General features: G+C 76.3%; 29 protein-coding genes. 10 read left to right on the forward strand and 19 right to left on the reverse strand.

What is annotated here, in order from left to right:
• Positions 1–13 precede the first annotated feature (13 nt).
• On the forward strand, positions 14–1,495 hold the full coding sequence (locus JD79_RS10935; RefSeq protein WP_245900013.1) for a fused MFS/spermidine synthase: 1,482 nt from the start codon (positions 14–16) through the stop codon (positions 1,493–1,495).
• Here JD79_RS10935 and ybaK read toward each other — a convergent pair.
• Positions 1,474–2,022 carry a Cys-tRNA(Pro) deacylase gene (gene ybaK / locus JD79_RS10940; RefSeq protein ID WP_110005531.1) on the reverse strand — a complete coding sequence of 183 codons (549 nt, stop codon included), beginning with the start codon at positions 2,020–2,022 and terminating at the stop codon, positions 1,474–1,476. The two genes, JD79_RS10935 and ybaK, sit on opposite strands and share 22 nt — an antisense overlap.
• A gap of 220 nt (positions 2,023–2,242) precedes the next feature.
• Between ybaK and JD79_RS10945 the strand changes: the two genes are divergently transcribed.
• Both JD79_RS10945 and rsrA read left to right on the forward strand, forming a co-directional pair.
• Entirely contained in the window at positions 2,243–2,956 is a 714-nt protein-coding gene (locus tag JD79_RS10945; protein WP_281270300.1) for a sigma-70 family RNA polymerase sigma factor, read from the forward strand.
• On the forward strand, positions 2,953–3,282 hold the full coding sequence (rsrA, locus tag JD79_RS10950; protein ID WP_110005533.1) for a mycothiol system anti-sigma-R factor: 330 nt from the start codon (positions 2,953–2,955) through the stop codon (positions 3,280–3,282). Before JD79_RS10945 ends, rsrA begins: the two co-directional genes overlap by 4 nt.
• Before the next feature lie 187 nt (positions 3,283–3,469).
• Here rsrA and JD79_RS24520 read toward each other — a convergent pair whose 3' ends face one another.
• Complete coding sequence (locus JD79_RS24520) at positions 3,470–3,544, reverse strand: 50S ribosomal protein bL37 (protein ID WP_099459150.1); 75 nt, start codon at positions 3,542–3,544, stop codon at positions 3,470–3,472.
• Between the two features lie 262 nt (positions 3,545–3,806).
• Between JD79_RS24520 and JD79_RS10960 the strand changes: the two genes are divergently transcribed.
• Both JD79_RS10960 and JD79_RS10965 read left to right on the forward strand, forming a co-directional pair.
• Positions 3,807–4,760, forward strand: coding sequence for a biotin carboxylase N-terminal domain-containing protein (locus JD79_RS10960; RefSeq protein WP_245900014.1), 954 nt, complete (start codon positions 3,807–3,809; stop codon positions 4,758–4,760).
• A gap of 63 nt (positions 4,761–4,823) precedes the next feature.
• Entirely contained in the window at positions 4,824–5,048 is a 225-nt protein-coding gene (locus JD79_RS10965; protein WP_110005534.1) for a biotin/lipoyl-binding carrier protein, read from the forward strand.
• A gap of 3 nt (positions 5,049–5,051) precedes the next feature.
• Here JD79_RS10965 and JD79_RS10970 read toward each other — a convergent pair whose 3' ends face one another.
• Positions 5,052–5,843 (reverse strand): esterase/lipase family protein, encoded by a 792-nt coding sequence (locus tag JD79_RS10970; RefSeq protein ID WP_110005535.1) that lies wholly within the window; start codon positions 5,841–5,843, stop codon positions 5,052–5,054.
• 136 nt (positions 5,844–5,979) lie between these two features.
• Here JD79_RS10970 and JD79_RS10975 point away from each other — a divergent pair, with 136 nt between their 5' ends.
• The gene (locus tag JD79_RS10975) at positions 5,980–7,542 is read left to right on the forward strand and encodes a WS/DGAT/MGAT family O-acyltransferase (protein ID WP_110005536.1); all 1,563 of its coding nucleotides are present in this window, start codon (positions 5,980–5,982) and stop codon (positions 7,540–7,542) included.
• A 9-nt stretch (positions 7,543–7,551) separates the two neighbouring features.
• Here the strand turns inward: JD79_RS10975 and JD79_RS10980 are convergent, their stop codons facing one another.
• Positions 7,552–8,058, reverse strand: a complete 507-nt coding sequence (locus tag JD79_RS10980) for a GNAT family N-acetyltransferase (protein WP_245900015.1) — start codon at positions 8,056–8,058, stop codon at positions 7,552–7,554.
• Positions 8,059–8,101: 43 nt separating this feature from the next.
• Here JD79_RS10980 and JD79_RS10985 point away from each other — a divergent pair, with 43 nt between their 5' ends.
• On the forward strand, positions 8,102–9,601 hold the full coding sequence (locus JD79_RS10985; RefSeq protein WP_110005537.1) for a sensor histidine kinase: 1,500 nt from the start codon (positions 8,102–8,104) through the stop codon (positions 9,599–9,601).
• Between the two features lie 113 nt (positions 9,602–9,714).
• On the opposite strand, the gene JD79_RS10990 is transcribed toward JD79_RS10985, so the two are convergent.
• The gene (locus JD79_RS10990) at positions 9,715–10,014 is read right to left on the reverse strand and encodes a WhiB family transcriptional regulator (protein WP_425454175.1); all 300 of its coding nucleotides are present in this window, start codon (positions 10,012–10,014) and stop codon (positions 9,715–9,717) included.
• 272 nt (positions 10,015–10,286) lie between these two features.
• Positions 10,287–11,309: a diacylglycerol/lipid kinase family protein gene (locus JD79_RS10995; RefSeq protein ID WP_110005538.1), complete on the reverse strand. Its 1,023-nt coding sequence runs from the start codon at positions 11,307–11,309 to the stop codon at positions 10,287–10,289.
• A gap of 212 nt (positions 11,310–11,521) precedes the next feature.
• Here JD79_RS10995 and JD79_RS11000 point away from each other — a divergent pair, with 212 nt between their 5' ends.
• Entirely contained in the window at positions 11,522–11,863 is a 342-nt protein-coding gene (locus tag JD79_RS11000; RefSeq protein WP_146220423.1) for a hypothetical protein, read from the forward strand.
• Here the strand turns inward: JD79_RS11000 and JD79_RS11005 are convergent, their stop codons facing one another.
• From JD79_RS11005 to sodN, 6 genes are all read right to left on the reverse strand, one after another.
• Positions 11,864–12,646: an HAD-IIA family hydrolase gene (locus JD79_RS11005; protein ID WP_211307931.1), complete on the reverse strand. Its 783-nt coding sequence runs from the start codon at positions 12,644–12,646 to the stop codon at positions 11,864–11,866.
• Between the two features lie 5 nt (positions 12,647–12,651).
• Positions 12,652–13,146, reverse strand: a complete 495-nt coding sequence (locus tag JD79_RS11010; protein ID WP_110005539.1) for a GNAT family N-acetyltransferase — start codon at positions 13,144–13,146, stop codon at positions 12,652–12,654.
• Positions 13,143–13,973 (reverse strand): CDP-diacylglycerol--serine O-phosphatidyltransferase, encoded by an 831-nt coding sequence (gene pssA / locus JD79_RS11015; RefSeq protein WP_110005540.1) that lies wholly within the window; start codon positions 13,971–13,973, stop codon positions 13,143–13,145. Before pssA ends, JD79_RS11010 begins: the two co-directional genes overlap by 4 nt.
• 10 nt (positions 13,974–13,983) lie before the next feature.
• The gene (locus JD79_RS11020) at positions 13,984–14,661 is read right to left on the reverse strand and encodes a phosphatidylserine decarboxylase (RefSeq protein WP_110007628.1); all 678 of its coding nucleotides are present in this window, start codon (positions 14,659–14,661) and stop codon (positions 13,984–13,986) included.
• Between the two features lie 68 nt (positions 14,662–14,729).
• Positions 14,730–15,146 carry a VOC family protein gene (locus JD79_RS11025; RefSeq protein WP_110005541.1) on the reverse strand — a complete coding sequence of 139 codons (417 nt, stop codon included), beginning with the start codon at positions 15,144–15,146 and terminating at the stop codon, positions 14,730–14,732.
• 177 nt (positions 15,147–15,323) lie between these two features.
• Positions 15,324–15,728, reverse strand: a complete 405-nt coding sequence (sodN, locus tag JD79_RS11030; RefSeq protein ID WP_110005542.1) for a superoxide dismutase, Ni — start codon at positions 15,726–15,728, stop codon at positions 15,324–15,326.
• A gap of 51 nt (positions 15,729–15,779) precedes the next feature.
• Here sodN and JD79_RS11035 point away from each other — a divergent pair, with 51 nt between their 5' ends.
• Positions 15,780–16,166: a S26 family signal peptidase gene (locus tag JD79_RS11035; protein ID WP_245900016.1), complete on the forward strand. Its 387-nt coding sequence runs from the start codon at positions 15,780–15,782 to the stop codon at positions 16,164–16,166.
• Here the strand turns inward: JD79_RS11035 and JD79_RS11040 are convergent.
• Complete coding sequence (locus tag JD79_RS11040) at positions 16,145–16,744, reverse strand: dTDP-4-dehydrorhamnose 3,5-epimerase family protein (protein ID WP_110005543.1); 600 nt, start codon at positions 16,742–16,744, stop codon at positions 16,145–16,147. The two genes, JD79_RS11035 and JD79_RS11040, sit on opposite strands and share 22 nt — an antisense overlap.
• 93 nt (positions 16,745–16,837) lie before the next feature.
• On the opposite strand from JD79_RS11040, the gene JD79_RS11045 reads away from it, so the two are divergent.
• Complete coding sequence (locus JD79_RS11045; RefSeq protein WP_110005544.1) at positions 16,838–18,031, forward strand: NAD(P)-dependent malic enzyme; 1,194 nt, start codon at positions 16,838–16,840, stop codon at positions 18,029–18,031.
• Here JD79_RS11045 and JD79_RS23730 read toward each other — a convergent pair.
• The 6 genes from JD79_RS23730 to JD79_RS11070 are packed head-to-tail and all read right to left on the reverse strand — an operon-like array spanning position 18,021 to position 23,081.
• The gene (locus JD79_RS23730; protein ID WP_245900017.1) at positions 18,021–18,254 is read right to left on the reverse strand and encodes a hypothetical protein; all 234 of its coding nucleotides are present in this window, start codon (positions 18,252–18,254) and stop codon (positions 18,021–18,023) included. The genes JD79_RS11045 and JD79_RS23730 overlap by 11 nt on opposite strands.
• Positions 18,200–19,468 (reverse strand): pyridoxal phosphate-dependent decarboxylase family protein, encoded by a 1,269-nt coding sequence (locus JD79_RS11050; RefSeq protein WP_245900332.1) that lies wholly within the window; start codon positions 19,466–19,468, stop codon positions 18,200–18,202. Before JD79_RS11050 ends, JD79_RS23730 begins: the two co-directional genes overlap by 55 nt.
• A complete protein-coding gene (locus tag JD79_RS11055; protein WP_110005545.1) occupies positions 19,468–20,808 on the reverse strand; it encodes an MFS transporter in 1,341 nt (446 codons plus the stop codon). Before JD79_RS11055 ends, JD79_RS11050 begins: the two co-directional genes overlap by 1 nt.
• Before the next feature lie 33 nt (positions 20,809–20,841).
• Positions 20,842–21,243 (reverse strand): DUF4362 domain-containing protein, encoded by a 402-nt coding sequence (locus JD79_RS11060; RefSeq protein ID WP_110005546.1) that lies wholly within the window; start codon positions 21,241–21,243, stop codon positions 20,842–20,844.
• A 9-nt stretch (positions 21,244–21,252) separates the two neighbouring features.
• Positions 21,253–22,278 (reverse strand): acyltransferase family protein, encoded by a 1,026-nt coding sequence (locus JD79_RS11065; RefSeq protein WP_110005547.1) that lies wholly within the window; start codon positions 22,276–22,278, stop codon positions 21,253–21,255.
• Positions 22,275–23,081: an alpha/beta hydrolase gene (locus tag JD79_RS11070; RefSeq protein ID WP_110005548.1), complete on the reverse strand. Its 807-nt coding sequence runs from the start codon at positions 23,079–23,081 to the stop codon at positions 22,275–22,277. The genes JD79_RS11065 and JD79_RS11070 overlap by 4 nt, the downstream gene beginning before the upstream one ends.
• Between the last annotated feature and the right edge of the window lie 17 nt (positions 23,082–23,098).

The following is a 23,098-nucleotide window of genomic DNA, read 5'->3' on the forward strand; positions in this document are numbered from 1 at the left end:
GCTGCCCGGGTGGGTGGCCGCCGGCGTCACCTTCCTGGCCTCCGGCGCCGTGCTGGTGCTCGAGATCGTGGGACTGCGGCTGATCGCGCCCTACGTCGGCATCACGCTGCAGACCAACACCGCCGTCATCGGCTTCGCCCTGGCCGCGATCGCGATCGGCGCGTGGTCCGGGGGCGCGGCCGCGGACCGGCGGGACCCGCGCGCGCTGATCGCGCCGCTGCTGGTCGCCGGCGGCGCGCTGGTGGTCGCCGTCCTGCCGCTGGTGCGCTTCGCCGGCTCCCTCCTCACCGGCGCCGACGCCGGCGCCGTGCTGCTGCTGGCCGCCGTCGCCGTCGTGGTGCCCGCGGCGCTGCTGTCGGCGGTGCCGCCGATGGTGGTCAAGCTGCAGCTGGCGAGCCTGGCCGACACCGGCTCGGTGGTCGGGAGGCTGTCGGGCATCGGCACGCTCGGCGGGATCGCCGCCACCTTCGTCACCGGGTTCCTCCTCATCGCGGTCTTCCCGAGCAGCGGCATCCTCGTGGGCACCGGGCTGGTCACCGCCGTCGCCGGGGCGGCGGTGTGGGTGCTGCTGCGCCGCGCGGGACCGGGCGGCGCGGGCCGGGTCCCCGCCGCGCTGCTGCTGCTCGCCGTCGCGGGGTCGCTGCTGGCCGCCGTGGCGCCGACGCCGTGCCAGGAGGAGACGGCCTACCACTGCGCCCGCGTCGTGGCCGACCCCGAGCGGGACACCGGCCGGGTGCTGGTGCTCGACACCCTGCGGCACAGCTACGTCGACCTCGCCGACCCGACGTACCTGGAGTTCACGTACGTCCGGGCGATCGCCGCGGTCACCGACGTCCTCGCGCCGCCGGGGGAGCCGCTGTCGGCGCTGCACCTGGGCGGCGGCGGCGCGACCGTCCCGCGCTACCTCGCCGAGGTGCGCCCCGGCACCAGGAGCCTGGTGCTGGAGGTCGACCCGGGTGTGGTGGCCATCGACCGCGAGCAGCTGGGCCTGGAGACGTCGGAGGAGCTGCAGGTGCGGGTCGGCGACGCCCGCGTCGGGCTGGCCGCGGAGCCGGCGGGCACCCGCGACCTCGTCGTCGGCGACGCCTTCGGCGGGCTGTCGGTGCCCTGGCAGCTGACCACCGTGGAGGCGCTGCGGCTGGTCGACCGCGCGCTCGCCGACGACGGCGTCTACGTCGCCAACCTCATCGACCACCCGCCGCTGGCCTTCGTCCGCGCGGAGCTGGCCACGATGCGCGCGGTGTGGCCGCACGTGCTGCTGCTCGCCCGCGCCCCGGTGCTGGCCGGGGAGGACGGCGGCAACGTGGTCGCCGTCGCGTCGTCGCGGCCGCTGGACGAGGCACTCCTCGCCGACGCGCTGCTCGCGCAGGACTCGACCTGGCAGGTCGCCTCCGCCGACGAGGTCGCCGCCCTCGCCGGGGACGCGCAGGTCCTCACCGACGACGCCGCACCGGTCGACCAGCTGCTCACGCCCTACGGCGTCCCCGACTCCTGATCGGCCCCTCGCAGGGGCCCGCCGCGAGCCTGCGAGTGGTGGGGGGCGAGGGGTCCTCTCGCGATCGGGGCGGTACGGGCGCGGGTCAGGCGGACCAGGTCGGCCGGCGGCAGTTCCACCTGCAACCCGCGCCGGCCGGCGCTGACCATCACCGTCGCGAAGCCGAGCGCCGAGTCGTCGACGACCGTCGGCAGCGCCTTGCGCTGGCCGAGCGGGCTGATCCCGCCGAGCACGTAGCCGGTGGTGCGCTCGGCGTCGGCGGGGTCGGCCATCACCGCCTTCCGCCCGCCGGCCGCCGCGGCCAGGGCCTTGAGGTCCAGCGTGCCGCTCACCGGGACGACGGCCACGGTCAGCGCGCCGTCGACGCGGGTGACCAGCGTCTTGAACACCTGGCGGGGGTCGGCCCCGAGCGCGGCCACCGCGGCCTCGCCGTGCCCCTGGTCGCCGGGGTGCTCCGGGTCGTAGGGGTGCAGGGTGTGCGCCACCCGTGCCTTCTCCAGGGCCCGCACCGCCGGGGTCGCCGCCACGGCCGGGGACTGTATCGACGGTGTCCCCCCGCCGCCGCCGACTTCCCCGCCCAGGGGAATGACCGCCGCCGGGGCCGCGGTTGTAGGGGCCGTGAGCAGCACCGTCTCGAGCGCCCGCGCGCGCACCCCGCGCCGGCGGCCCCCGGGCCGCCCCGACGCGGCGCGACTAGGATCGACCGACGTGGTGGCCCGCCTCCGGGTACCGCAGAGAGGACGGTCGGTGCCTGAGGAGTCCACGGGCGAGAGCCCCGCCGTCGAGCCCGTCGCGACCGCCGAGCAGGCCGTCGGGGCGCCGGTGGAGGTGCCCGAGGCCCGCGAGGGCGGCAGCCGCACCGAGCTCGCCGAGACCCGCGCCGAGCGCGACGCCCGGTTCGAGCGCGACGCGCTGCCCTACCTCGACCAGCTCTACCCGGCTGCGCTGCGGATGACCCGCAACCCCGCCGACGCCGAGGACCTGGTCCAGGAGACCTTCGTCAAGGCCTACTCCGCGTTCCACCAGTTCGCCGAGGGCACCAACCTCAAGGCCTGGCTGTACCGGATCCTGACGAACACCTACATCAACAGCTACCGCAAGAAGCAGCGCCAGCCGCAGCAGTACCCCACCGACCAGGTGCAGGACTGGCAGCTGTACGCCGCCGAGGAGCACAGCTCCAGCGGGCTGCGCTCGGCCGAGATCGAGGCGCTGGACCACCTGCCGGACTCCGACATCAAGGAGGCCCTGCAGCAGCTGCCCGAGGACTTCCGGCTGGCGGTGTACCTCGCCGACGTCGAGGGCTTCGCGTACAAGGAGATCGCCGAGATCATGGGCACGCCCATCGGCACGGTGATGTCCCGGCTGCACCGCGGCCGGCGGGGCCTGCAGAAGCTGCTGGCCGACTACGCCCGCGAGCGCGGCTTCGTCCGCGCCGGAGCCGGGGAGGAGGGGCGGTCGTGAGCACCGAGCAGGAGCACGCCACCTCGTGCGACGACGTCCTGTCGCACGTCTTCGAGTTCCTCGACCACGAGACCGACGACGCCCGCCGCGCCGTCATCGCCGAGCACCTCGAGGACTGCTCGCCGTGTCTGCGGCAGTTCGGCATCGAGCAGGAGTTCAAGGCGCTGGTCCGCCGCCGCTGCGGCGGTGACCCCACGCCGATGGGCCTGCGCGACCGGATCAAGCTGCAGCTGACCACCGTCTCGTTCGACGAGGACGGCACCCACGTCAGCGTGGAGCAGGTCAGCGTCGAGCAGGTCACCACCGACTGGTCCGACCAGCACTAGCCCACAGGCACGACGGCCCCCACACGACGGCCCCCACACGACGGCCCCCACACGACGGCCCCACGCACGACGGCCCCACACGCCCCACACGACGGCCCCCACACGACGGCCCCACGCACGACGGCGCCCCGCACCCGGTCCCGGGGCGGGGCGCCGCTGCGTCACCCTCGTGTCGCCAGGGCGTCGTTCAGGCGTTGGGGCGCTTGCCGTGGTTGGCCTTGCTCCCCTTGCGGGAGCGCCGCTTGCGTCCACGCTTGGACATCGCTGCCCTCCTCTCGTCGTCGTGGCAGTCGTGCTCGAGGTCGGGTCCAGGGTCCCACAGCGGGGTGGTCCTCCCCCGGCCGGTGGCGTGGGTGTCGGTTCGGGAGGGCACCATGCAGGGGAGACCGGGCCCGCGGGGTCCGGCACGGGGACGGGAGACCGGCGAGCGTGGCCCAGCACGGGATCGAGAGCGTGCTCGTGGCGGGGCGGGGCCCGCGGCGTGCGCGGTGGTCGCGGCCTGCTCCCGGCTCGACGTGAAGTCGGTGGCCGTCTACTCCGAGGCCGAGCGCTCCGCGCGGCACGTGCGCCTGGCCGACGACGCCGTGCTGCTCGGGCCGGCGCCGGCCACCGAGTCCTACCTCGCCGTCGACCGGATCGTGGAGGCCGCCCGCCGCAGCGGAGTCCGCGCCGTCCTGCCGGTGCCTCCGGCGCTGGCCGGCAACGCCGCGCTGGCCGGCGAGGTCGCCGCCGCGGGACTGACCTGGATCGGCCCGCCGGCCGAGGTGCTCGAGCGGCTGGGCGGCGACGGCGTGGAGCCGGCCAGCGAGCACGGCCTGCTCGCCGTCGTCACCGAGGACGGCCTGCGCTTCCCGACGGCGGTCGCCCGCGACCGCGCGGCCGGCATCGCTCGGGTGTCCTGGACGCCCGACCCGGCCGGCGACGTGCCGCCCGGTGCCAAGCGCCTGGCCGAGGTCGGCTGGCGCGGGCTGGTCACCGTCGGCGTCTCCGAGGACGGCGAGCTGGGGGAGGTCGCGGCCGGCTTCTCCCTCGACATGGCCGTGCTCGAGCGGGCGCACCGGGTCGACGCGGTCGACCTCGCGCTCGCCGCCGCGGCGGGACGGCGGACCCCGCGCCGCCGCACGGTCGACGAGCACCCGCCGCGGGCCGCCGTCGCCGTCCAGCTGCGCGCGACGCTGCCGCCGGGGACGGCCGGCCGGGTGTCCGGTGCCCTCCCGTCGGCGGGCCGGCTGCGCGGGACGACCGGGCAGACCGAGGTCGTCGCGGTCAGCGGCTACGACCCCGGTGACCGGCTCGACGGCTGGTACGACGCCCTGCTGGCCACCGTCAGCGCCGGCGCGGCGGACACCGCCACCGCGGCCCGGGCGGCCGCCGCGGCGCTCGCCGGACTCCCCGAGACCGGCGTGCCGCACGACGGCGAGGAGGTCTGCGCGGTGCTGCAGCAGCTGGCCGACGGGGACCCGGCGCCGGGCGGCTGAGCCGCGGCGCGGTGACCGCGCCGCGTGCTTGGATGGGGGTTCGGGTCAGCGAGGAGGTGCCGCGTGGCGGTCGAGGAGATCCACGCCGAGATGGTCTCCAGCGTCTGGAAGGTGCTGGTCGCCCCGGGTAGCGAGGTCACCGCCGGGGACACCCTGGTGATCCTCGAGTCGATGAAGATGGAGATCCCCGTCCTCACCGAGCGCGCCGGCGTCGTGCAGGAGCTGCACGTCGTCGAGGGCGAGGTGCTGCAGGAGGGCGACCTCATCGCCACCGTCGTCGACGGCTGAGCCTCAGGAGGTCCCGGCCAGGGCGGGCAGCCGCTCGCCCAGCAGCCGGTAGACCTCCGGGTGCACGCTCATGCCGACGTGGCTGGAGTCGATCTCGACGTTGTCGGCGGCCGGGTCGAGGCAGGCGCGCCAGTCGACCACCCAGTCGCTGCGCGAGTGCACCGACAGGTACGGGACGTGCGCGGGGAACGGCCGGTCCAGCTCCTCGGCGAGCTCGTCGGCGCAGCTGCCCTGCAGGCAGTCGTCGAGGAACAGGCCCGGCACGCCCGCGGTCCCCAGCGCGGCGACGAGCCGCACCTGGGCGGCGACCAGCGGGTTGATGGCCATGTGGTCGACGTTGGGGCTGCCCAGCGTGACGATCCCGCTGACCCGGTCGGGCCGGCGCATGGCCACGAGCTTCGCGAACATCCCGCCGCGGCTCTGCCCGACGACCGCCGCGGGCCGCCCCGCGCGGTCGGTGAACTCGACCAGACGGCGTTCCAGGCGCTCGACCGCCTTGAGGGTGCAGTCGACGTTGACGCGGATCCGCGACGTGCAGGTCCGGTAGCCCCGGGCCCGCAGCCAGCGCTCGAGCACCGCCAGTGACGGGTCCCCGGCCAGGAAGCCGGGCACGAGCAGGACCGGCAGGCCGCCGCCGTCCGGGACGCCCCGGCCGCGCCACACGGGGGAGCGGAACAGGGCGGCCGCCTCGCGCCACGGCCGCTGCGCGGCGAGCACCGCGGCGACCGGCGACGCGCCGACCCACGGGGGAGCACCCTCGTCCGCTGCACGGTGCAGCGACGTCGTCGTCGTCATGGCCCCGCCTCGTCTCGACCGTCGTCCCGGCGGGCCGGCCTCGGACCGGGACCGCCCCCTGCGCAGCAGTGTGGCCCCTGCCACACTGCCTCCACACCCGGAGGGCGCACGGGAAACGCCTCAGGAGGGCAGGCCGATGAAGCAGCTGTCAGGACTGGACGCGACGTTCCTGCACCTCGAGACCTCCGCGCAGTTCGGCCACGTCTCGAGCCTGTCGATCTACACCCGCCCCGACTCGCCCGACTACCGGCCCTACGACGCCTGGAAGGGTCAGCTGCAGCAACGGCTGCACCTGCTCGAGCCGTTGCGCCGCCGGCTGGTCGAGGTCCCGCTGGGCCTCGACCACCCGTACTGGATCGACGACCCCGCCTTCGACCTCGACTTCCACGTCCGCCACACGGCCGTCCCGCCGCCCGGCACCGACGACCAGCTCGCGGCGCTGGCCGGGCGGCTGGTCTCCCGGCCGCTGGACCGCCGCAAGCCGCTGTGGCTCTCCTACGTCATCGAGGGCCTGGCCGACCGCCGCTTCGCCGTCCTGACGATCGTCCACCACGCCACGATCGACGGCGCCTCCGGCGTCGAGCTCATGACGCTGATGCTCGACGACAGCCCCGAGGGCGCCACCGTGCCGCCCGAGACCGGCCGGTGGACGCCGGAGCGGCCTCCCGGCGACCTCGAGATGCTGGCCCGCGGGACGCTCGGGCTGGCCCGCAAGCCGGCCCGCGGGGTGCTGCTGGCCGCCTGGTCGGCCCGGGAGATCGGCCGGGCCACGCGCAACCCCGTGCTCGTCCGCGCCGCCAACGACGTCCGCCGGAGCCTGCGCGGGCCGCTCGGCACCGTGCTCAACCTCGGCCGCAAGCGGCCCGAGGAGCCCGACCAGCCGCCCGCGGTGCCCAGCGTGCGGCCGCCGCGCACGCCGTTCAACGGGCCGATCACACCGCACCGGAAGCTGGCCATCCGGTCGACGTCGCTCGACGTGGTCAAGCAGGTGAAGTCGGCGCTCGGGGTCACGGTCAACGACGTCGTCATGGCCGCGTGCGCCGGAGGCCTGCGCACCTGGCTCGACCGGCGCGGTGCGCTGCCCTCCGACCCGCTCGTGGCGCTGGTCCCCGTCTCGGTGCGGACCGGGGACGAGACCGACCGCTGGACCAACCGGGTGTCGATGCTCTCGGCCGTCCTGCCCACCGACGAGCCCGACCCCGTCCGGCGCCTGCGGCGGGTGCACGAGTCGATGGCCACCAGCAAGGAGCTCTTCTCGGCGCTGCCCGCCGACCGGCTCACCGACTTCGCCGAGTTCCCGCCGCCGGCCGTCTTCGCGCGGGCGATGCGGCTGAGCGCCCGCCTGCGGCTGGGCTCGCGGCTGAGCCCGGGCAACCTCGTCATCTCCAACGTGCCCGGACCGCGCGCGCCGCTCTACGCTGCGGGCGCCCGGCTCGAGCACTACTTCCCGGTCTCGACGATCGTGGAGGGCCAGGGCCTCAACATCACGGTGCAGAGCTACCTCGACCGCCTCGACTGGGGCCTGGTCTCGTGCGCGGAGCTGCTGCCCGACGTCGACGTGCTGCTCGCCGACATCCTGGACGAGATGGACCGGCTCGCCGCGGCGGCGGGCGTCGAGACGCCGCAGGCCGAGCCGGCCGCTCCCGCGCGGTCCCGTCCGGCGCGGTCGGGCGGCGGCCGGGCGCGCTCCCGGGGCTGACCGCGCCGCTCAGAGCTCCAGCGCGTAGACCAGCAGGTCGATGCCCGGCCGCGGCGCCCAGTCGCGCTCGGGCAGCCGGGTGAACCCGAGCCGGCCGTAGAGCCGGTGCGCGGAGGTCATGACCGGGTCGGTGGAGAGCACCATCCGGCGCTTGCCGGCCGCGCGCGCCCGCTGCAGGCACTCGGTCACCAGCAGCTCCCCGACGCCCTGCCCCCGCACCGCCGGGTCGACGACGAGCATCCGGAACGCGGCCTCCTCCGGGGACTCGGTGATCTCGCCGAAGTCGCCGTCGAGCACCAGCGCGACCGCGCCCACCACCCGGCCGCCCTCCCGCGCGACGATCAGCCGCGAGCGGCCCGCCCGCCCCTCGACGTCGGCCAGCTCCGGCAGGTAGGCGTCGGAGGCCAGCTCCTCGTCGCGGTAGACGCCGACGGTCAGCGCGGCGATGGCCGGGAAGTCGGCGGGGACGGCGTCGTCGACGGTCACGGGCAGGGGAGCGGGGGACGGTGCGGCCACGGGTACCCAGCCTATGCAGGCCCCCGCCATACGCTCGGAGGTGATGAGCACCCTCTCCGAGCGCCTGCACCGCGGTGCGGCGACCGCCCCGTCCCAGGTCGACCACGCCCGCCGGCTGGTCGCCGACTGGCAGCTGCTGGCCGACCTGGCGTTCGCCGACCTGACCCTCTGGGTGCCGCTGCGCACCGGCGCGTGGTGGTGCGTGGCGCAGGTGCGCCCGCTCACCGCGCCGACCAGCCAGCCCGAGGACCTGGTCGGCAGCGAGGTCGACGGCCCGGACGCCGATCCGTTCCGGCAGGCGCACCGCGAGGGCCGGCCGGTGACCGAGGGCGAGCCGGACTGGTCGGGCACCAGCCCCCGGCGGCGCGAGGTCATCCCCGTCCGGCACGACGGCGTCGTCGTCGCGGTCCTGGCCAAGGACACCAACCTCGCGGTGACCCGGTCGCCGTCGACGCTGGAGCTGACCTACCTCGACATCGCCGCCGACCTCTGCCTCATGGTCTCGGCCGGCACCTTCCCGCCCGAGAAGCTGCTCGACGCCGAGATGAGCCCGCGGGTGGGCGACGGGCTGGTGCGCCTGGACGCCGCCGGCCGGGCCGTCTACGCCAGCCCCAACGCCCTGTCGGCCTACCGGCGACTGGGGGTGAACGGCGACCTCGTCGGGGCCGACCTGGCCCGGGTGACCCGCGGCGCCGCGCTCGACGGCGTGGCGGGGGAGGCGGTGGCCGCCGGGATCGCCGCGGCGGTGGCCGGGCGGTTCCCCGACCCGATGGACGTCGAGGCCCCCTCGGCGACGCTGCTGGTGCGGGCGCTGCCGCTGCAGGCGCCCGGCGCGGAGGAGGGGGCGCTGGTGCTGGTCCGCGACGTCACCGACGTCCGGCGCCGGGACCGGGCGCTGCTCACCAAGGACGCGACCATCCGCGAGATCCACCACCGCGTGAAGAACAACCTGCAGACCGTGGCAGCGCTGCTGCGGCTGCAGGCCCGGCGGATGACCGAGCCGGCCGCCCGGGCGGCGCTGGAGGAGTCGGTGCGGCGGGTGGCCTCGATCGCCGTCGTCCACGAGACGCTCGCCGGCAGCCGGGAGGACGTCGTCGACGTCGACGACGTGCTCGACCAGGTGCTGCCGATGCTCGGCGACCTCACCTCGATCGGCCCGGCTGCGCGGACCCGGCGCGTGGGCGGCTTCGGCGAGCTGCCGGCCGCCACCGCCACCCCGCTGGTCATGGCGGTCACCGAGCTGCTGCACAACGCCGCCGAGCACGCGTTCCCGGCCGACGGCCCGCCGGGGTCGATCGAGCTGGTCGCCGAGCGGGACGGCGACGACCTGGTGGTCCGCGTCCGCGACGACGGCCAGGGGCTGCCCGACGGCTTCGACCCGGCGCTCAGCGACGGCCTGGGGCTGCAGATCGTGCGCACCCTGGTGACCAGCGAGCTCGGCGGGTCGCTGCTCACGCGGACCCCGGAGGACCCGCCGGGCCCGGGCCGTCCGGGCACCGAGGTCGTCCTCGACATCCCCGGCGCCGCCCGTCCCCGTCGGTAGCCGGTGACCGGGCGTCGTCCGGTGGGACGACCGTGGAACGGCGTGAGGCCGGTCCCCGAGCGGGGACCGGCCTCACGCCGGTGCTCAGCCGGCTGGTGCCGGCGGGGCGTCCGTCAGGCGCGGACGCGGGTGCGGGACTGACGGCGCTTGAGAGCGCGCCGCTCGTCCTCGGAGAGCCCACCCCAGACGCCGGAGTCCTGACCGGAGCGCAGGGCCCAGTCGAGGCAGGACTCGACGACCGAGCAGCGGCGGCAGACCGCCTTGGCCTGCTCGATCTGTACGGTGGCCGGGCCGGTCGTCCCGATGGGGAAGAAGAGCTCAGGGTCCTCGTCCCGGCAGAGCGCGCGGTGGCGCCAGTCCATGTCGGTGCACTCCTCGGTGTCGACTACATTGCTTGCGGAAATCGCTGACATCGGGCCGCTCGCGCGGGCGCGACACCGGTTGCCCAGCGCCTCGTTCCAGCGACCGCCTACCGCCTTGTTACCGGCAGGTTGCGTTCCTCTCGCGATGTTTTCACCTGAGGACTGCGTGTCAAGCGCGCGGAGGCCCTGGGTCGACCCCGCGTGAGCAAGCTCACCACGGGCGTGCTAGGGCCGCCACTCGGGTGTGCCGTGGTGCTTGACACAGCCTCCCGGGCGTGTCCGGCGGACGCGGGGAGGTCGGCGGAGCGACCGGCACCGGCCGCTCAGGCGACGACGCGGAGCGCCCCCGGCACCGAGCGCACGCGCAGCCCGGTCGCGGTCCCGAGGTGGTCGCCGTCGAGCTGCCAGCCCTGCGGGCGCGACGCCCGCAGCTCCAGCGCGGCCAGGTCGTGGAGGCGGTGCACGCCCCGGCCGCGGGCGTCGGGACGGCGGGCCAGCACCTGCCGCGTGTGGTGCAGCATCCGCAGCACGCCCATCCGGCCCATCGCGAAGACGTCGAGATCGGCGTCGAAGGATGCCTCGGGGCTCGGGTTGACCGGCCGGGTGCCCAGGTAGGTCCACGGGCTCACGTTGGAGACCAGGCAGAGGAACAGCCCGTCGAGGTCGTCGGCGCCCGGGACCGACAGCGTCATCGCCGGGCGCCGGCGCTCCCGGCCGAGGACGAACGCCCGGGTGGCCTCGCGGACGTAGAGCGCGCCGGTCGAGCGGCGCCCCCGCGCCCGCTGCGCCTCGACGCGGGCGATGACGTCGGCGTCGAAGCCCAGGCCCGCGGCGAAGACGAACCAGCGCGGGTCACTCCAGCCGTCGTCGGCCGCGGCCCCCACCTGCGCCACCGTCAGCGCGGTCGCCGGGTCGGTGCCGGCGTCCGGGGGCGCGCTGGTGCCGGTGGCGCTGGCGGTGCCGAGGGAGACCCGGCGGGTGCGGCCCGAGCGCAGCGCGTCGAGGATCTCCCCGGTGGCCTCGACCGGGTCGCGCGAGCGGCCCAGCGCCCGGGAGAAGACGTTGGTGGAGCCGCCGGGGACGACGGCCAGCGTGGGCACGTGCGCGCCGGGGCCGTCGGTCAGCAGGCCGTTGACCACCTCGTTGACGGTGCCGTCGCCCCCGAGCGCGACGACGACGTCGAACCCCTCGGCCAGCGCCTGCCGGCCGAGCTCGCGGGCGTGGCCGCGGTGGGTGGTGTCGGCGAGGTCCACCTTCAGCTCGCTGGCCAGTGCCCCGACCAGGACGTCCCGGACCCGGCCGGTGGTCGTCGTCGCCGCGGGGTTGGCCACCACGAGCGCACGCATGTGGCCAGGCTATCCAGCCGACCGGCTCCTGACCGGCACGGACGGGTCCTGGCGTGACCGGTGACGCGTAGCCTCGCTGGTGTGACGGACGAGGACGGGAGCCGCCGCCCCAGCCGGGCCGAGCGGCTCCTCGGCGGCGCCGCGCAGCCCTCCACCCGCCCGCCCCGGCCCCGCGGCCCGACGCGCCGCCCGCGGTCGTCCGGGCGGCGCTGGTGGCCGCGGTCGAGGCGGCGCTGCTGGTCGGCGGCGCCCTGGTGATCCTCTGGCTGACCGTCACCAGCAACCCCGACAGCGTGGGCCGCGCGCTGGCCGAGGTGGTCTACGTCGGGATCTTCGGCGCCGCCCTGGCCGCGGCCGCCGTCGGCCTGCGGCGGCTGTCGGCGTGGGCGCGCGGGCCGGTCGTCGTCCTGCAGATCCTGCTGGGCCTGTTCGGCTACAGCACCGCGTTCCCCGGCGGTCAGCCGCTGCTGGGCATCCCGCTGATCGTCCTGGCGGTCGCCGAGCTGTACCTGCTGGCCACGCCCGAGGCGCGGCTGGCGTTCTCCGAGCGGTAGCTACACCAGGCCGACGACGTCGGCGATCGAGTCGAGCACCCGGCTCGGCCGGAACGGGAAGCGGGCGACGTCGGCGGCGGTGGTCGAGCCGGTCAGCACCAGGATCGTCTCCAGGCCCGCCTCGATGCCGGCGACGACGTCGGTGTCCATGCGGTCGCCGATCATCACCGTGCTCTCGGAGTGCGCGTCGATGCGGTTCATGGCACTGCGGAACATCATCGGGTTGGGCTTGCCGACGAAGTAGGGCTTGGCGCCGGTGGCCTCGGTGATCATCGCGGCGACCGACCCGGTGGCCGGCAGCGGCCCCTCCGGCGAGGGCCCGGTGACGTCGGGGTTGGTGGCGATGAAGCGCGCGCCGGCGCCGATGAGCCGGATCGCCCGGGTGATGGCCTCGAAGGAGTAGGTGCGGGTCTCGCCCAGGACGACGTAGTCCGGGTCGGTGTCGGTGAGCGTGTACCCGGCCTCGTGGAGCGCCGTCGTCAGGCCCGCCTCGCCGATCACGTACGCGGAGCCGCCGGGCAGCTGGTTGGCGAGGAAGTCCGCCGTCGCCAGGGCCGAGGTCCAGATCGACTCCTCGGGCACCTGCAGGCCCGAGCGGGACAGCCGCGCGGCGAGGTCGCGCGGCGTGAAGATCGAGTTGTTGGTGAGCACGAGGAAGCGCCGGCCGGTGTCGACCAGGCGGGCGAGGAAGTCGGCGGCCCCCGGGAGGGCCAGGCCCTCGTGCACGAGGACGCCGTCCATGTCGGTCAGCCAGCACTCGGCGGGGCCGCGCTCGATGGTCACGGTCGTCAGCCTGCCGTACGGCGCCGGTCGGCCGCGAAGCCGGTCAGGGCCTCGTCGGTGAGCCGGAAGACCGTCCACCCGTCCACGGGCACGGCGCCGGCAGCGCGGTAGAAGGCGATCGAGGGCTCGTTCCAGTCGAGCACCGACCACTCCAGCCGGGCGTAGCCGCGCTCCACGCAGGTGGCGGCCAGCGTGCGCAGCAGCTCCCGGCCGAGCCCCGAGCCGCGGTGCTCCGGCTGGACGTAGAGGTCCTCGAGGTGGATGCCGTGCGTGCCGCGCCAGGTGGAGAAGGTGAGGAACCACAGCGCCGTGCCGACCACGGCGCCGTCGGACCCGAGGGCGACGTGGCCGAACAGCGCGGGGGAGTCGCCGAACAGCGCGGCCGCCAGCTGCTCCCCGGTCAGCCGCACCTCGTGCGCGGCCTGCTCGTACTCCGCCAGCTCGCGCACCAGGCCGACCACCGCCGGGACGTCGTCGGGCCGGATCGGGCGCACGCTCACGTCAGGACCTCCCGGAGGCGGGCCGGCACGAGCCGGGTCAGGGGCGAGAGCAGCGGCACCAGGACCGGTGCCAGCAGGTAGCCGTAGGCCAGCACGCACCCGGTGACCACGGGGACGGTGGCGAAGCCGACGACGAGGGCGATCGCGGCGGCGACGAGCCCGTAGGGGCGCCCGCTCTTCGGGCTGACCAGCGAGCGGAACGACCGGAACCGGACGGTGCTGACCATCAGCAGCGCCGGGACGGCGACGATGAGCAGCACCCACAGCCGGTCGCGGCCCTGCATCTGGTCGCCGAAGGCGAAGACGGAGGCGAGCACGACCCCCGCTGCGCCGGGGCTGGGCATGCCGGTGAAGTACCGCTTGTCCGCCGTGGGGTCGATGGTGGTGTTGAAGCGGGCGAGCCGGATCGCGGCGCAGGCCACCCACAGGAAGCAGACCACCCAGCCCAGCGGGTCCCACTCGTCGCGGCCCTCGGAGAACAGCGTGAACGCCAGCAGGGCGGGGGCCAGGCCGAAGGAGACCAGGTCGGCCAGCGAGTCGAACTGCAGGCCGAAGGAGCTCACCGCCCCGACGAGCCGGGCAACCGCGCCGTCGGTGATGTCGAAGAGCACCGACAGGCCGATGAGCACCGCGGCGAGCGTGTACTGCCCGCGGATCGACACCAGGATGGCGGCGAAGCCGCACAGCATGTTGCCCAGCGTGAAGAGGCTGGGCAGGGTCGCCAGCGCGCGACGGCGGCTGCCGCGCACCGACCCGCGGACGAACTCGACGGTGGCCGTGCGCCGCGTCGGGACCGGCCGCCCCTCACCCGAGGCGGAACTGGGCACCGTGGTCCCCTCAGCCCGCGTCGGGCCAGCGGGCGATGACGGTCTCCCCGCCGCGCACCCGCTGCCCCTTCCGCACCGTCAGCGTGCACTCGGCCGGCAGGAAGACGTCCATGCGCGAGCCGAACTTCATGAGGCCGAAGCGCTCGCCGGTGGCCAGCCGCCGGCCGACACCGGTGCGCGTGACGATCCGGCGCGCGAGCACGCCGACGAGCTGCCGGAAGACGACGGTGCGCTCGCCGTCGCGCAGCCACAGCTCGCTGCGCTCGTTGCGGTGCGCGGACTCCGCGCGGTAGGCGGCCAGGAAGCTGCCCGGGCGGTAGGAGCTCTCGACCACCTCGCCCCGGTAGGGCGAGCGGTTGACGTGCACGTCCACCACGGACAGGAAGACGCTGACCTGCTGCCAGCCGCCCGCGGGGGCCGGCTCCGGGGCCACGCCCTCCTGCGGCTCCCCGGCGACCATCACCATGCCGTCGGCGGGGGAGAGGACAACGTCGGCCGGCGGCTCGACCCGGTCGCAGGCGCGCTCGGGGTCGCGGAAGAACAGCAGCATGTAGGCCGACAGGGCGAGGAACGGCCAGGCGGCGACCCGTGCCCAGCGGCGTCCGGTGCCGGCGCCGGCCGCGGCCAGCAGGGCGGCCGGTGCGAGGGGTCCGGTGATGAAGGGCCACCCGGCCCGGTCGATGCGCATCGAGGTCCGACGGTACCGGGGCCGGCCGGCGCCCCGGCCCACCCGCCGGGAGCGGCCCCGCGGGTCGCCTACACGGCGGGCGTGGCCACGTTGACCAGCCAGCGGATGCCGAACCGGTCGGTCACCTGGCCGAAGACGTCACCCCAGACCTGCTTTCCGAGGGGGACGTCGACCGTCCCGCCGTCGGCGGCCAGCGCCTCGAACCAGCGCGAGAGCGTGTCCCGGTCGTCGCCGGACAGCGACAGCGAGACCTTGTCCGGGCCGCCGGCGTCGGGGTCGTGGCCGTCGGAGGCCATGAGCTCCAGGCCGTGCTCGGTGCGCAGGAAGGCGTGCATGACACCGTCGTCGGGGTACTCGCCACCGCCCCCGCCGACGTCGCCGAAGGTCATGACCTCCAGGTGCCCGCCGAGGACCGAGCGGTAGAGCTCCATCGCCTCGCGCGCGTTGCCGGAGAAGTGCAGGTAGGGGTTGAGCCGGACGGCCATCGGGTCTCCTCGGGTCGGGTGTCGGGGGTCTGACCGGCGGAGGTGCCCGGACTCATCGGTGCCCGGGGACGGCGACGGCCGGTGGGCGGGGAGCCCACCGGCCGCGGTCGTGCTGTGCGGCCTCCGTGCAGGGGCCCGCCGCGAGCGTGCGAGCGGTGGGGGCACGGAGGTCCCCGCTCAGGCGGCGGCCTTGGTCTCCCAGAAGATCCGGTCGATCTCGGCGATGTAGTCGAGCAGCTTCTGGCCCTCGGCGGGGTCCATGCTGCCCTTGCCGCCGGCCGCGCCGGCCTGCTTGGTGGCCTTGTTGAACAGCTCGTGCAGCTGCGGGTACTTCTCGAAGTGCGGGGGCTTGAAGTAGTCGGTCCACAGCACCCACAGGTGGTGCTTGACCAGGTCGGAGCGCTGCTCCTTGATCAGCACGCAGCGCTGCTTGAAGACCTCGTCGTCGCTGCCCTGGTACTTCTGCTGGATGGCCTTCACGGACTCCGCCTCGATGCGGGCCTGGGCCGGGTCGTACACGCCGCACGGGAGGTCGCAGTGCGCGGTTGCCTCCACGGCGGAGAACACGCGGCTGAGCAGCATGTCCCTACCTCCGGATGTCGCGGGATCTGGTCGTCTGCGACCCTACTCTCGGTGATCACCCCCCACACCGGCGAGCGACCCGTCCCGCCGCTGCCGGCTCCGTGGGTCCTCGCGCGGGTCACCGGCCCGTCGATGACGCCGACCGTGCGCCACGGCGACCGGCTCCTGGTGCGCCGGCTGCGACCCGGCCGGGCCCGGGTGGGCGACGTCGTCCTGGCCCGGTTCCCGTCCCGCCCCGACCTGCTCGTGGTCAAGCGCGTGCACCGGGTGCTCGAGGGCGGCACCGTCGACGTCCGCGGGGACAACACGCTGGTCACCGACGACAGCCGCGCCTACGGACCGGCGGTGGCCGTGGGTCGGGTGGTGGCCCGGCTGCGGCCGTGGCCGGGCCGCCTGGGGCCGCCGCCGGACCGCGGTCAGCCGCGGAGCTCGGCGTAGCGGGCGGCGCACTGCTCCATCGTCGGCAGGATCCCCTGCTCGCGGGCCTGCGCCAGCGTGGGCGCGGCCCGGTCCTTGTCCGACAGCCGCACCTCGACGTCGGCCGGCCACGGCAGGTCCAGCTCGGGGTCCAGCGGGGAGACGCCGAACTCCCGGCCGGGCGAGTAGCCCGAGGAGACCAGGTAGGTGACCGACGAGCCCTCCTCGAGGGCGAGGAAGGCGTGGCCGAGCCCCTCGGCGAGGAAGACCGCGCGCGGCTGCGCGGAGTCGAGCAGGACGGCCTCGGAGACGCCGAACGTGGGGGAGCCGACCCGGACGTCGACGACGACGTCGAGCACCCGCCCCGCCGGGCAGTAGACGTACTTGGCCTGCCCCGGGGGCACCAGCGCGAAGTGCACGCCGCGCAGGACGCCGCGCGCCGAGACGCTGTGGTTGGCCTGGGCCAGCGGCAGCGCCCACCCCGTGGCCGAGGCGAGCACGTCGGCCCGGTACCACTCGGTGAAGCGGCCCCGGTCGTCGCCGTGCGGCACCAGGTCGAGGACGTAGCCGTCCGGCACGGCGAGCTCGCGGATCTCCACGGCGGCACGGTAGCGAGGGCGCGGGTGCCCGACCTCGCCCCGAGGGGGTGCACGACGCGGCGACCTGTGTCACAGCACTACCCTCCGGGGTCCATGGGCGCAGAGACGGGTCCCGTCGGCGACGGGCCTGACCGCTTCTCGCAGGACCCCGCCTTCGCGGTCCACGAGGGCGGCAAGCTCGGCGTACGCCCGACCCGCCCGATCGAGACCCGCGAGGACCTCGCGCTCACCTACACGCCGGGCGTCGCCCGCGTGTCCAGCGCGATCGCCGCGGAGCCGGCGCTGGCCCGGCGGTTCACCTGGGCGCCGCGCGTGGTCGCGGTCGTCTCCGACGGCACCGCCGTCCTGGGCCTGGGCGACATCGGCCCGGCCGCGGCGCTGCCGGTGATGGAGGGCAAGGCCTGCCTGTTCAGCGAGTTCGCCGGGCTGTCGTCGGTGCCGGTCGTGCTGTCGACCACCGACGTCGACGCGATCGTCGAGACCGTCGTCGCGATCGCGCCGTCCTTCGGCGGGATCAACCTCGAGGACATCAGCGCGCCGCGCTGCTTCGAGATCGAGGAGCGGCTGCGCGCGCGGCTGGACGTCCCGGTCATGCACGACGACCAGCACGGGACGGCGATCGTCGTCCTCGCCGCGCTGCGCAACGCGGCGCGGGTGACCGGCCGCGGGCTGGGCGACCTGCGGGTCGTCGTCGCCGGGGCCGGCGCGGCGGGCATCGCGTGCACGAAGATCCTGCTCGGGGCGGGCGTCGGTGACATCGCCGTCGCCGACTCCCGCGGGGTCCTGCACGCGGGCCGCGAGGACCTCACCCCGGTCAAGCGCTGGGTCGCCGAGCACACCAACCGGGCCGGATACGCGGGCACGATGACCGGCGCACTCGAGGGCGCCGACGTCTACCTCGGGCTGTCCGGGGGCTCGGTGCCCGAGGCCGCGATCGCCTCGATGGCGCCGGGCTGCATCGTGTTCTCGCTGGCCAACCCCACGCCCGAGGTCGACCCGGAGATGGCGGCGCGGTACGCGGCGGTGGTGGCCACCGGGCGCAGCGACCTGCCCAACCAGATCAACAACGTGCTGGCCTTCCCCGGTGTCTTCCGGGGCGCCATCGACGCCGGCGCCACGGCGATCACCGAGGCGATGAAGCTCGCGGCGGCCGAGGCGATCGCCGGCGTCGTCGGCGAGGACCTCGCGCCGGGCCACGTCGTCCCCAGCCCGCTGGACCGGCGGGTGGCCACCGCGGTCGCCGAGGCCGTGGCCGCCTGCGCCCGCGACGAGGGCGTCACTCGGTGAGCGCCGCCCGACGGGGCCGGTAGACCAGGTCGAGGACGCCGGCCAGCAGCCGCTCGGCGACCGGGCGGGGGAGCGCGGCGACCAGCGCGTGCACCGGCGCCATGCGCTCGGGCAGCCGTCCGCCGCCGACGCCGGCCACCTCCAGCAGCGCGTCGACCTCGGCCACGGTCAGCGCCGCCGGGTCGATCGTCGCGGCCGCCGCGACCAGGCCGGGGTCGGCCACCGGCGGGGCAGCGCCGCGGCGGCGCGGGCCGCGTCGGCGAGGTCGGCGAGGAGGGCGTCGACCCGGCCGGCCGTCGCGCCGGTGACGGTGAGGTGCAGCGTGGCGGGCAGGTCCGCGCCACCGGGCTGGGGATGGGGCGGCTGCGGCTGCAGCAGCCACCCGCGCGCGGTGGCCTCGTCGGCGAGGTTCAGCACGTCGACGCCGTCCGGGCCGTCCTGCGCGAGCGCCACCAGCGTGGCGACCGGCGTGCCCACCACCCGCAGCCCGGCGACGGCCGCCGCGCCCTCGGCCAGCGCGACCGTGGCCGCCCGCGTGGCCCGCGCCAGCTCCGCGTAGCCGTCGCGGCCGAGCCACCGGTGCACCGCCCACGCGGCGGCCATCGGCCCGGCGGGACGCGTGCCGGCCAGCGTCGGGTTGACCACCGGGTACCCCGGCCAGGCCGCGGTGCTGAACCAGTGCCCCTGCCGCAGCTCCGGCTCGGCGGTGAGGAGCACCGAGACGCCCTTGGGCGCGTAGCCGTACTTGTGCAGGTCGACCGACAGCGAGGTCACACCGGGCACCGACAGGTCGAAGGGCTCCGGGACGTCGTCGAGGAACGGCAGCACCCACCCGCCGATGCACGCGTCCACGTGGCAGGGGACGCCCGCGGCGGCGGCGAGCGCGGCCACCTCGCCGACCGGGTCGAGCACGCCGTGCGGGTACGACGGCGCGCTGACCACGACCAGCGCCGTGCGGGCGTCGAGGGCGTCGGCCACCGCCGGGGGCAGCGCGCGGCAGGTGACCGGGTCGACGGCGACGTCGGCCACCTCGAGGTCGAACAGGTGCGCGGCCTTGCGGAACGCGGCGTGCGCGGTGACCGGCAGCACCAGCCGCGGCCGCCCGGTGCCGCCGCGTGCCCGCCACCGCTCGCGGGCCGCGAGTACCGCGAGCAGGCAGCTCTCGGTGCCGCCGCTGGTGACCGTGCCGACCGTGGCCGGGCCGCCGCCCAGCAGGTCGGCCGCGGCGCCCACCAGGTCGTCCTCGATGCGGGCGACGCTGGGGAAGGCGGTCGGGTCCAGCGCGTTGGTCCACTGGAAGGCGGCCTGGGCGGCGGCGGCCAGGGAGTCCACGTCGGCCCGGCCGGAGTCGTAGACGTAGGCCATCGTCGAGCCCCCGTGGGTGGGCACGTCGCCGGCCTGCAGCGCGGTGAGCTCGGCCAGCACCTCCTGCGGCATCACGCGGGGACCTCCTGGGTCGGGGCGGGGACGGGGTCGAGCCGGTAGCGGGCCAGCACCGGCAGGCTGGCCAGCACGAACAGGGCGGGGACGACCGAGAAGCCCAGTCGCACGGCGAGCACCGCGCCGGAGGACTGCACGGCGTCGTCGCCGCTGGAGGACACGTAGCCGGCCGCGCCGAGCAGCAGCCCGAGCAGGCCGGGGCCGACGGCGAGCCCGAGCGTCTCGGCCGCCGTCCACACGCCGGTGAAGACGCCCGCCCGCCGCTTCCCCGACGCGGCCTCGTCGGCGGCGACGACGTCGGGCAGCATCGCCAGCGGGAACATCTGCATGCCCGCGTAGCCCACGCCGACGAGCACGACGAGCGCGACGGCGAACCCGGTGCCGCCGGTGTCCACGTACGCCAGCCCGGCCGCCGCGAAGGCGAACAGCGCCGAGGAGGCCAGCAGGCCGGTGCGCTTGCCGAGCCGCCGGCTGACCCGCAGCCACAGCGGCATGACGAGGACCGCCGGGCCGACCAGCGCGGCGAACAGCAGCGATCCGGCCGCGGGGTCGCCGAGCACCTGCTCGGAGTAGTACGGGACGCCGGCGAGCATGACGCCGATCCCGAGCGCCTGGACGACGAAGCCGGTGAGCAGGACCCGGAACGGCCGGGACCGCCAGGTGAGCGCCAGCGTGGCGCCGAGCCGGCCCTCGCTGGTGGCGCGGGTGAGGGTGGGGGCGTGACGGGTGCCGGCGACCGCGCCGAGCATCCCGCCGGCGAGGAGCAGCGCCACGAACACCGCCATCGCCAGGTGCCCGCCGCGGCCCCCGCCGAAGGCGTCGACCACCGCGGGCGCGCCCGCGCCGGCCAGCAGGATGCCCAGCGCGAGCGCGGCCACCCGCCACGACATGAGCGTGGCCCGCTCGCCCGGGTCGTCGGTGATCTCGGCGGGCTGGGCCACGTAGGGCACCTGGAAGCAGCCGTAGGCGGTTGCCGCGAGCAGGAAGGTGACCGCCACCCACGTCGCCGCCAGCGCCGGTGGCGCCCCCGGGCCGGCGAAGACCAGCACGAACAGCGGCGGCAGCGCCAGCCCGCCGGCCAGCATCCACGGCCGGCGCGGTCCCCAGCGGCCCGTGGTGCGGTCCGAGCGGCTGCCGATCCACGGGTTGAGCAGCACGTCCCAGGCCTTGGGCGCGAAGACGACCAGCCCGGCGAGGCCGGCGGCGATCCCCAGCACGTCGGTCAGGTAGTAGAGCAGCAGCAGGCCGGGCACGGTCCCGAAGGCAGCCGTCCCGATCGATCCGGCGGCGTAGCCGAGGTGGGTGCCCCGGCTGAGGCGGGGCGCGACGGCGGTCACAGCGGGGGACCGTAGCCGCCGCCGGCGCCCGACTCAGCCCAGGACGTCCTCGGTGCAGTCCCCGAGGTCCTCGGGGGAGGTGGCGCGGGGGCAGTCCAGCCGCAGCCAGTCGCCGGTGCCGAAGCGGTCGCGGCTGCCGTCGACGAACACCTCCAGGCCGGGGACGCCGGGCCGGGCGCGGTACCACGAGGTGATCGGGTCCCCCTCGGTGGTCGGCCGGGTGACGGCGAGCTCGGCGCCACCGCCGGCGCGGCCGTCGTCCAGGCACGCGGCCGCCTCCGGGTCCACCCGCCCGCCCTGGCCGAGGTCCTGCTCGGGGCAGGCCGGCAGCGGGTCCCGGCCGGTGAACTCCGCGGGCGGCGGCTCCGGTGCCGTGCCGGCCGCGCCGCACCCGGCGCAGGCGAGCGCCACCAGCAGGACACGCAGCCGGGCCACGGCCGGACGCTAGCGCCGTTCCGCCTGCCGCGGGACCGGCCCGAGCACCCGGGCCAGCACCAGCGCGAGGACGCAGGTCCAGCAGGCCCGGGCCAGCAGCCAGCCGGGGTCGTCCGGGGCGTCGTGCAGGCCCGGCAGGGGCCCGAGCGGCAGGGGCCCCAGCCACAGCAGGACGAACAGCGGCTGGTGCAGCAGGAACACCGGGAGGGCTGCCCGGCCCAGCCGGACCGCGGCGTCGGGCACCGGACCGCCGGCCCGGCGCAGCAGGGGCAGCAGCAGGCCCGCGGCGCCGGCCTGCGCCAGACCGAGGGCCAGCGTCGCGGCCGACGGCGGGTCGAGGTTGGACGCCGCGGCGCCCGGCACCCCGACGGCGGTCGCGGGCAGCCCGGCGACCTGCACCAGCAGCAGCACCGCCGCCGTACCACCGGCGAGGAGTGCGACACAGGTCCCGCGGCCCAGCGGCCGGCGGGCCGTCGCGACGCCGAGCTGCCACGGCACCCACCAGGCGCAGAGGGTGGTCCACACGGTGCCCGGCACGAGCGGGCCGGTCAGCGCGAGCGCGAGGGGCAGGGCCGCGGCCGCCGGGCCGAGGCGGGCGTCGAGCCGCACGAGCAGCGGCGTGGCCAGCGAGAGCACCAGGTACACGCCGAGGAACCACAGCGGCCGCAGCGACAGGACGACGACCGTCCGGACGACGCCCTGCGGGGCCCCGGACACGGCCAGCGCGGTCGCCAGCCCCACCACCCCCGTGACGAGGGCGCCGACCGGGACGGCCAGGCGCCGCAGCCGCGCCGCCCGCGTCGTCCCGCCGGTGCTCCGGGCGGCGGCCCAGCCGGCGAGGAGGAAGAACAGCGCCAGTGTCTGCAGCAGCCAGCTCGCGGGCGCCAGCGCCGGCATCTCCCGCAGCGGGCTGGCCGTGGCCACCCGCCCGTCCACGGCACCGGGGACGCCGGGTGCGGTGACCAGCCAGTGCCCGGCGACGACGCCGGTCACCGCCAGCCCGCGCAGCACGTCGACGCCGCGGTCCCGGGTCACGCCGCGACCGCCCCGGCGCGGCCGGTCGCGACGGCGGCGACGGCGGTCAGGGAGGCCGTGCCGGGCGCGAGGTAGCCGTCGTGCCCCGCGACCCCGTCGACCGGGACCGCGCGCGCGCCGAAGTCCGGATCGGCCGGGTCGGCGCCGTGCCCGAGGTCGCCGACGCGGACGTTCGGGACCCGGCCGATCCAGTCGTCGTCGGCGCGGCCGGCCCAGACGCGGGCACGGGTGCCGAGCCCGGCCACCGAGTCGGCCCGCGCACCGGGGCTGCCCAGCAGGACGAGGTCGTCGGCCGCCAGGTGGCGGGCGGCCAGCGCGGTCACCACCGCGCCGTAGCTGTGCCCGACCACGGTGACGTGCGCGCCGGTCCGCAGGTCGTCGACGAACCGGACCAGCGCGGCCGCCCCGGCGCGGGCGAGCCGCCCGCCGGCGGCGTCGACCCCGAGCCCGTCGGGCGTCCCGTACCCGACCCAGACGACGACGGCGAGGCCGGGACCGCCGGCGCCGGCCAGCGCCTGCGCCCACGCGAACGGCCGGGCGAGCCGGGCCAGGTCGACGTCGGACCCGGGCACGAGGACGGTCACGTGCGCGGCGGTCGCGAGGTCGCCGAGGACGACGACGGCGAGGCCCCGGCCGGCCGGGTCGCAGCCGATCACGGTGCCCTCCCCGAGCCGCGCGGCGAGGTCCGCGGCGCACGTCGCGTCCAGCCGCACCGGTCCCGGCACGGCCGCCTCCGACGGCTGCGCCGCCACCGTCCACAGCGCGCCGAGCAGCAGGAACGCGGCTCCCCAGCGGTTTCTCACGCTGCCCGACGCTAGGC

It is taken from the genome of Geodermatophilus normandii (genome assembly GCF_003182485.1).
Lineage (GTDB): Bacteria > Actinomycetota > Actinomycetes > Mycobacteriales > Geodermatophilaceae > Geodermatophilus > Geodermatophilus normandii.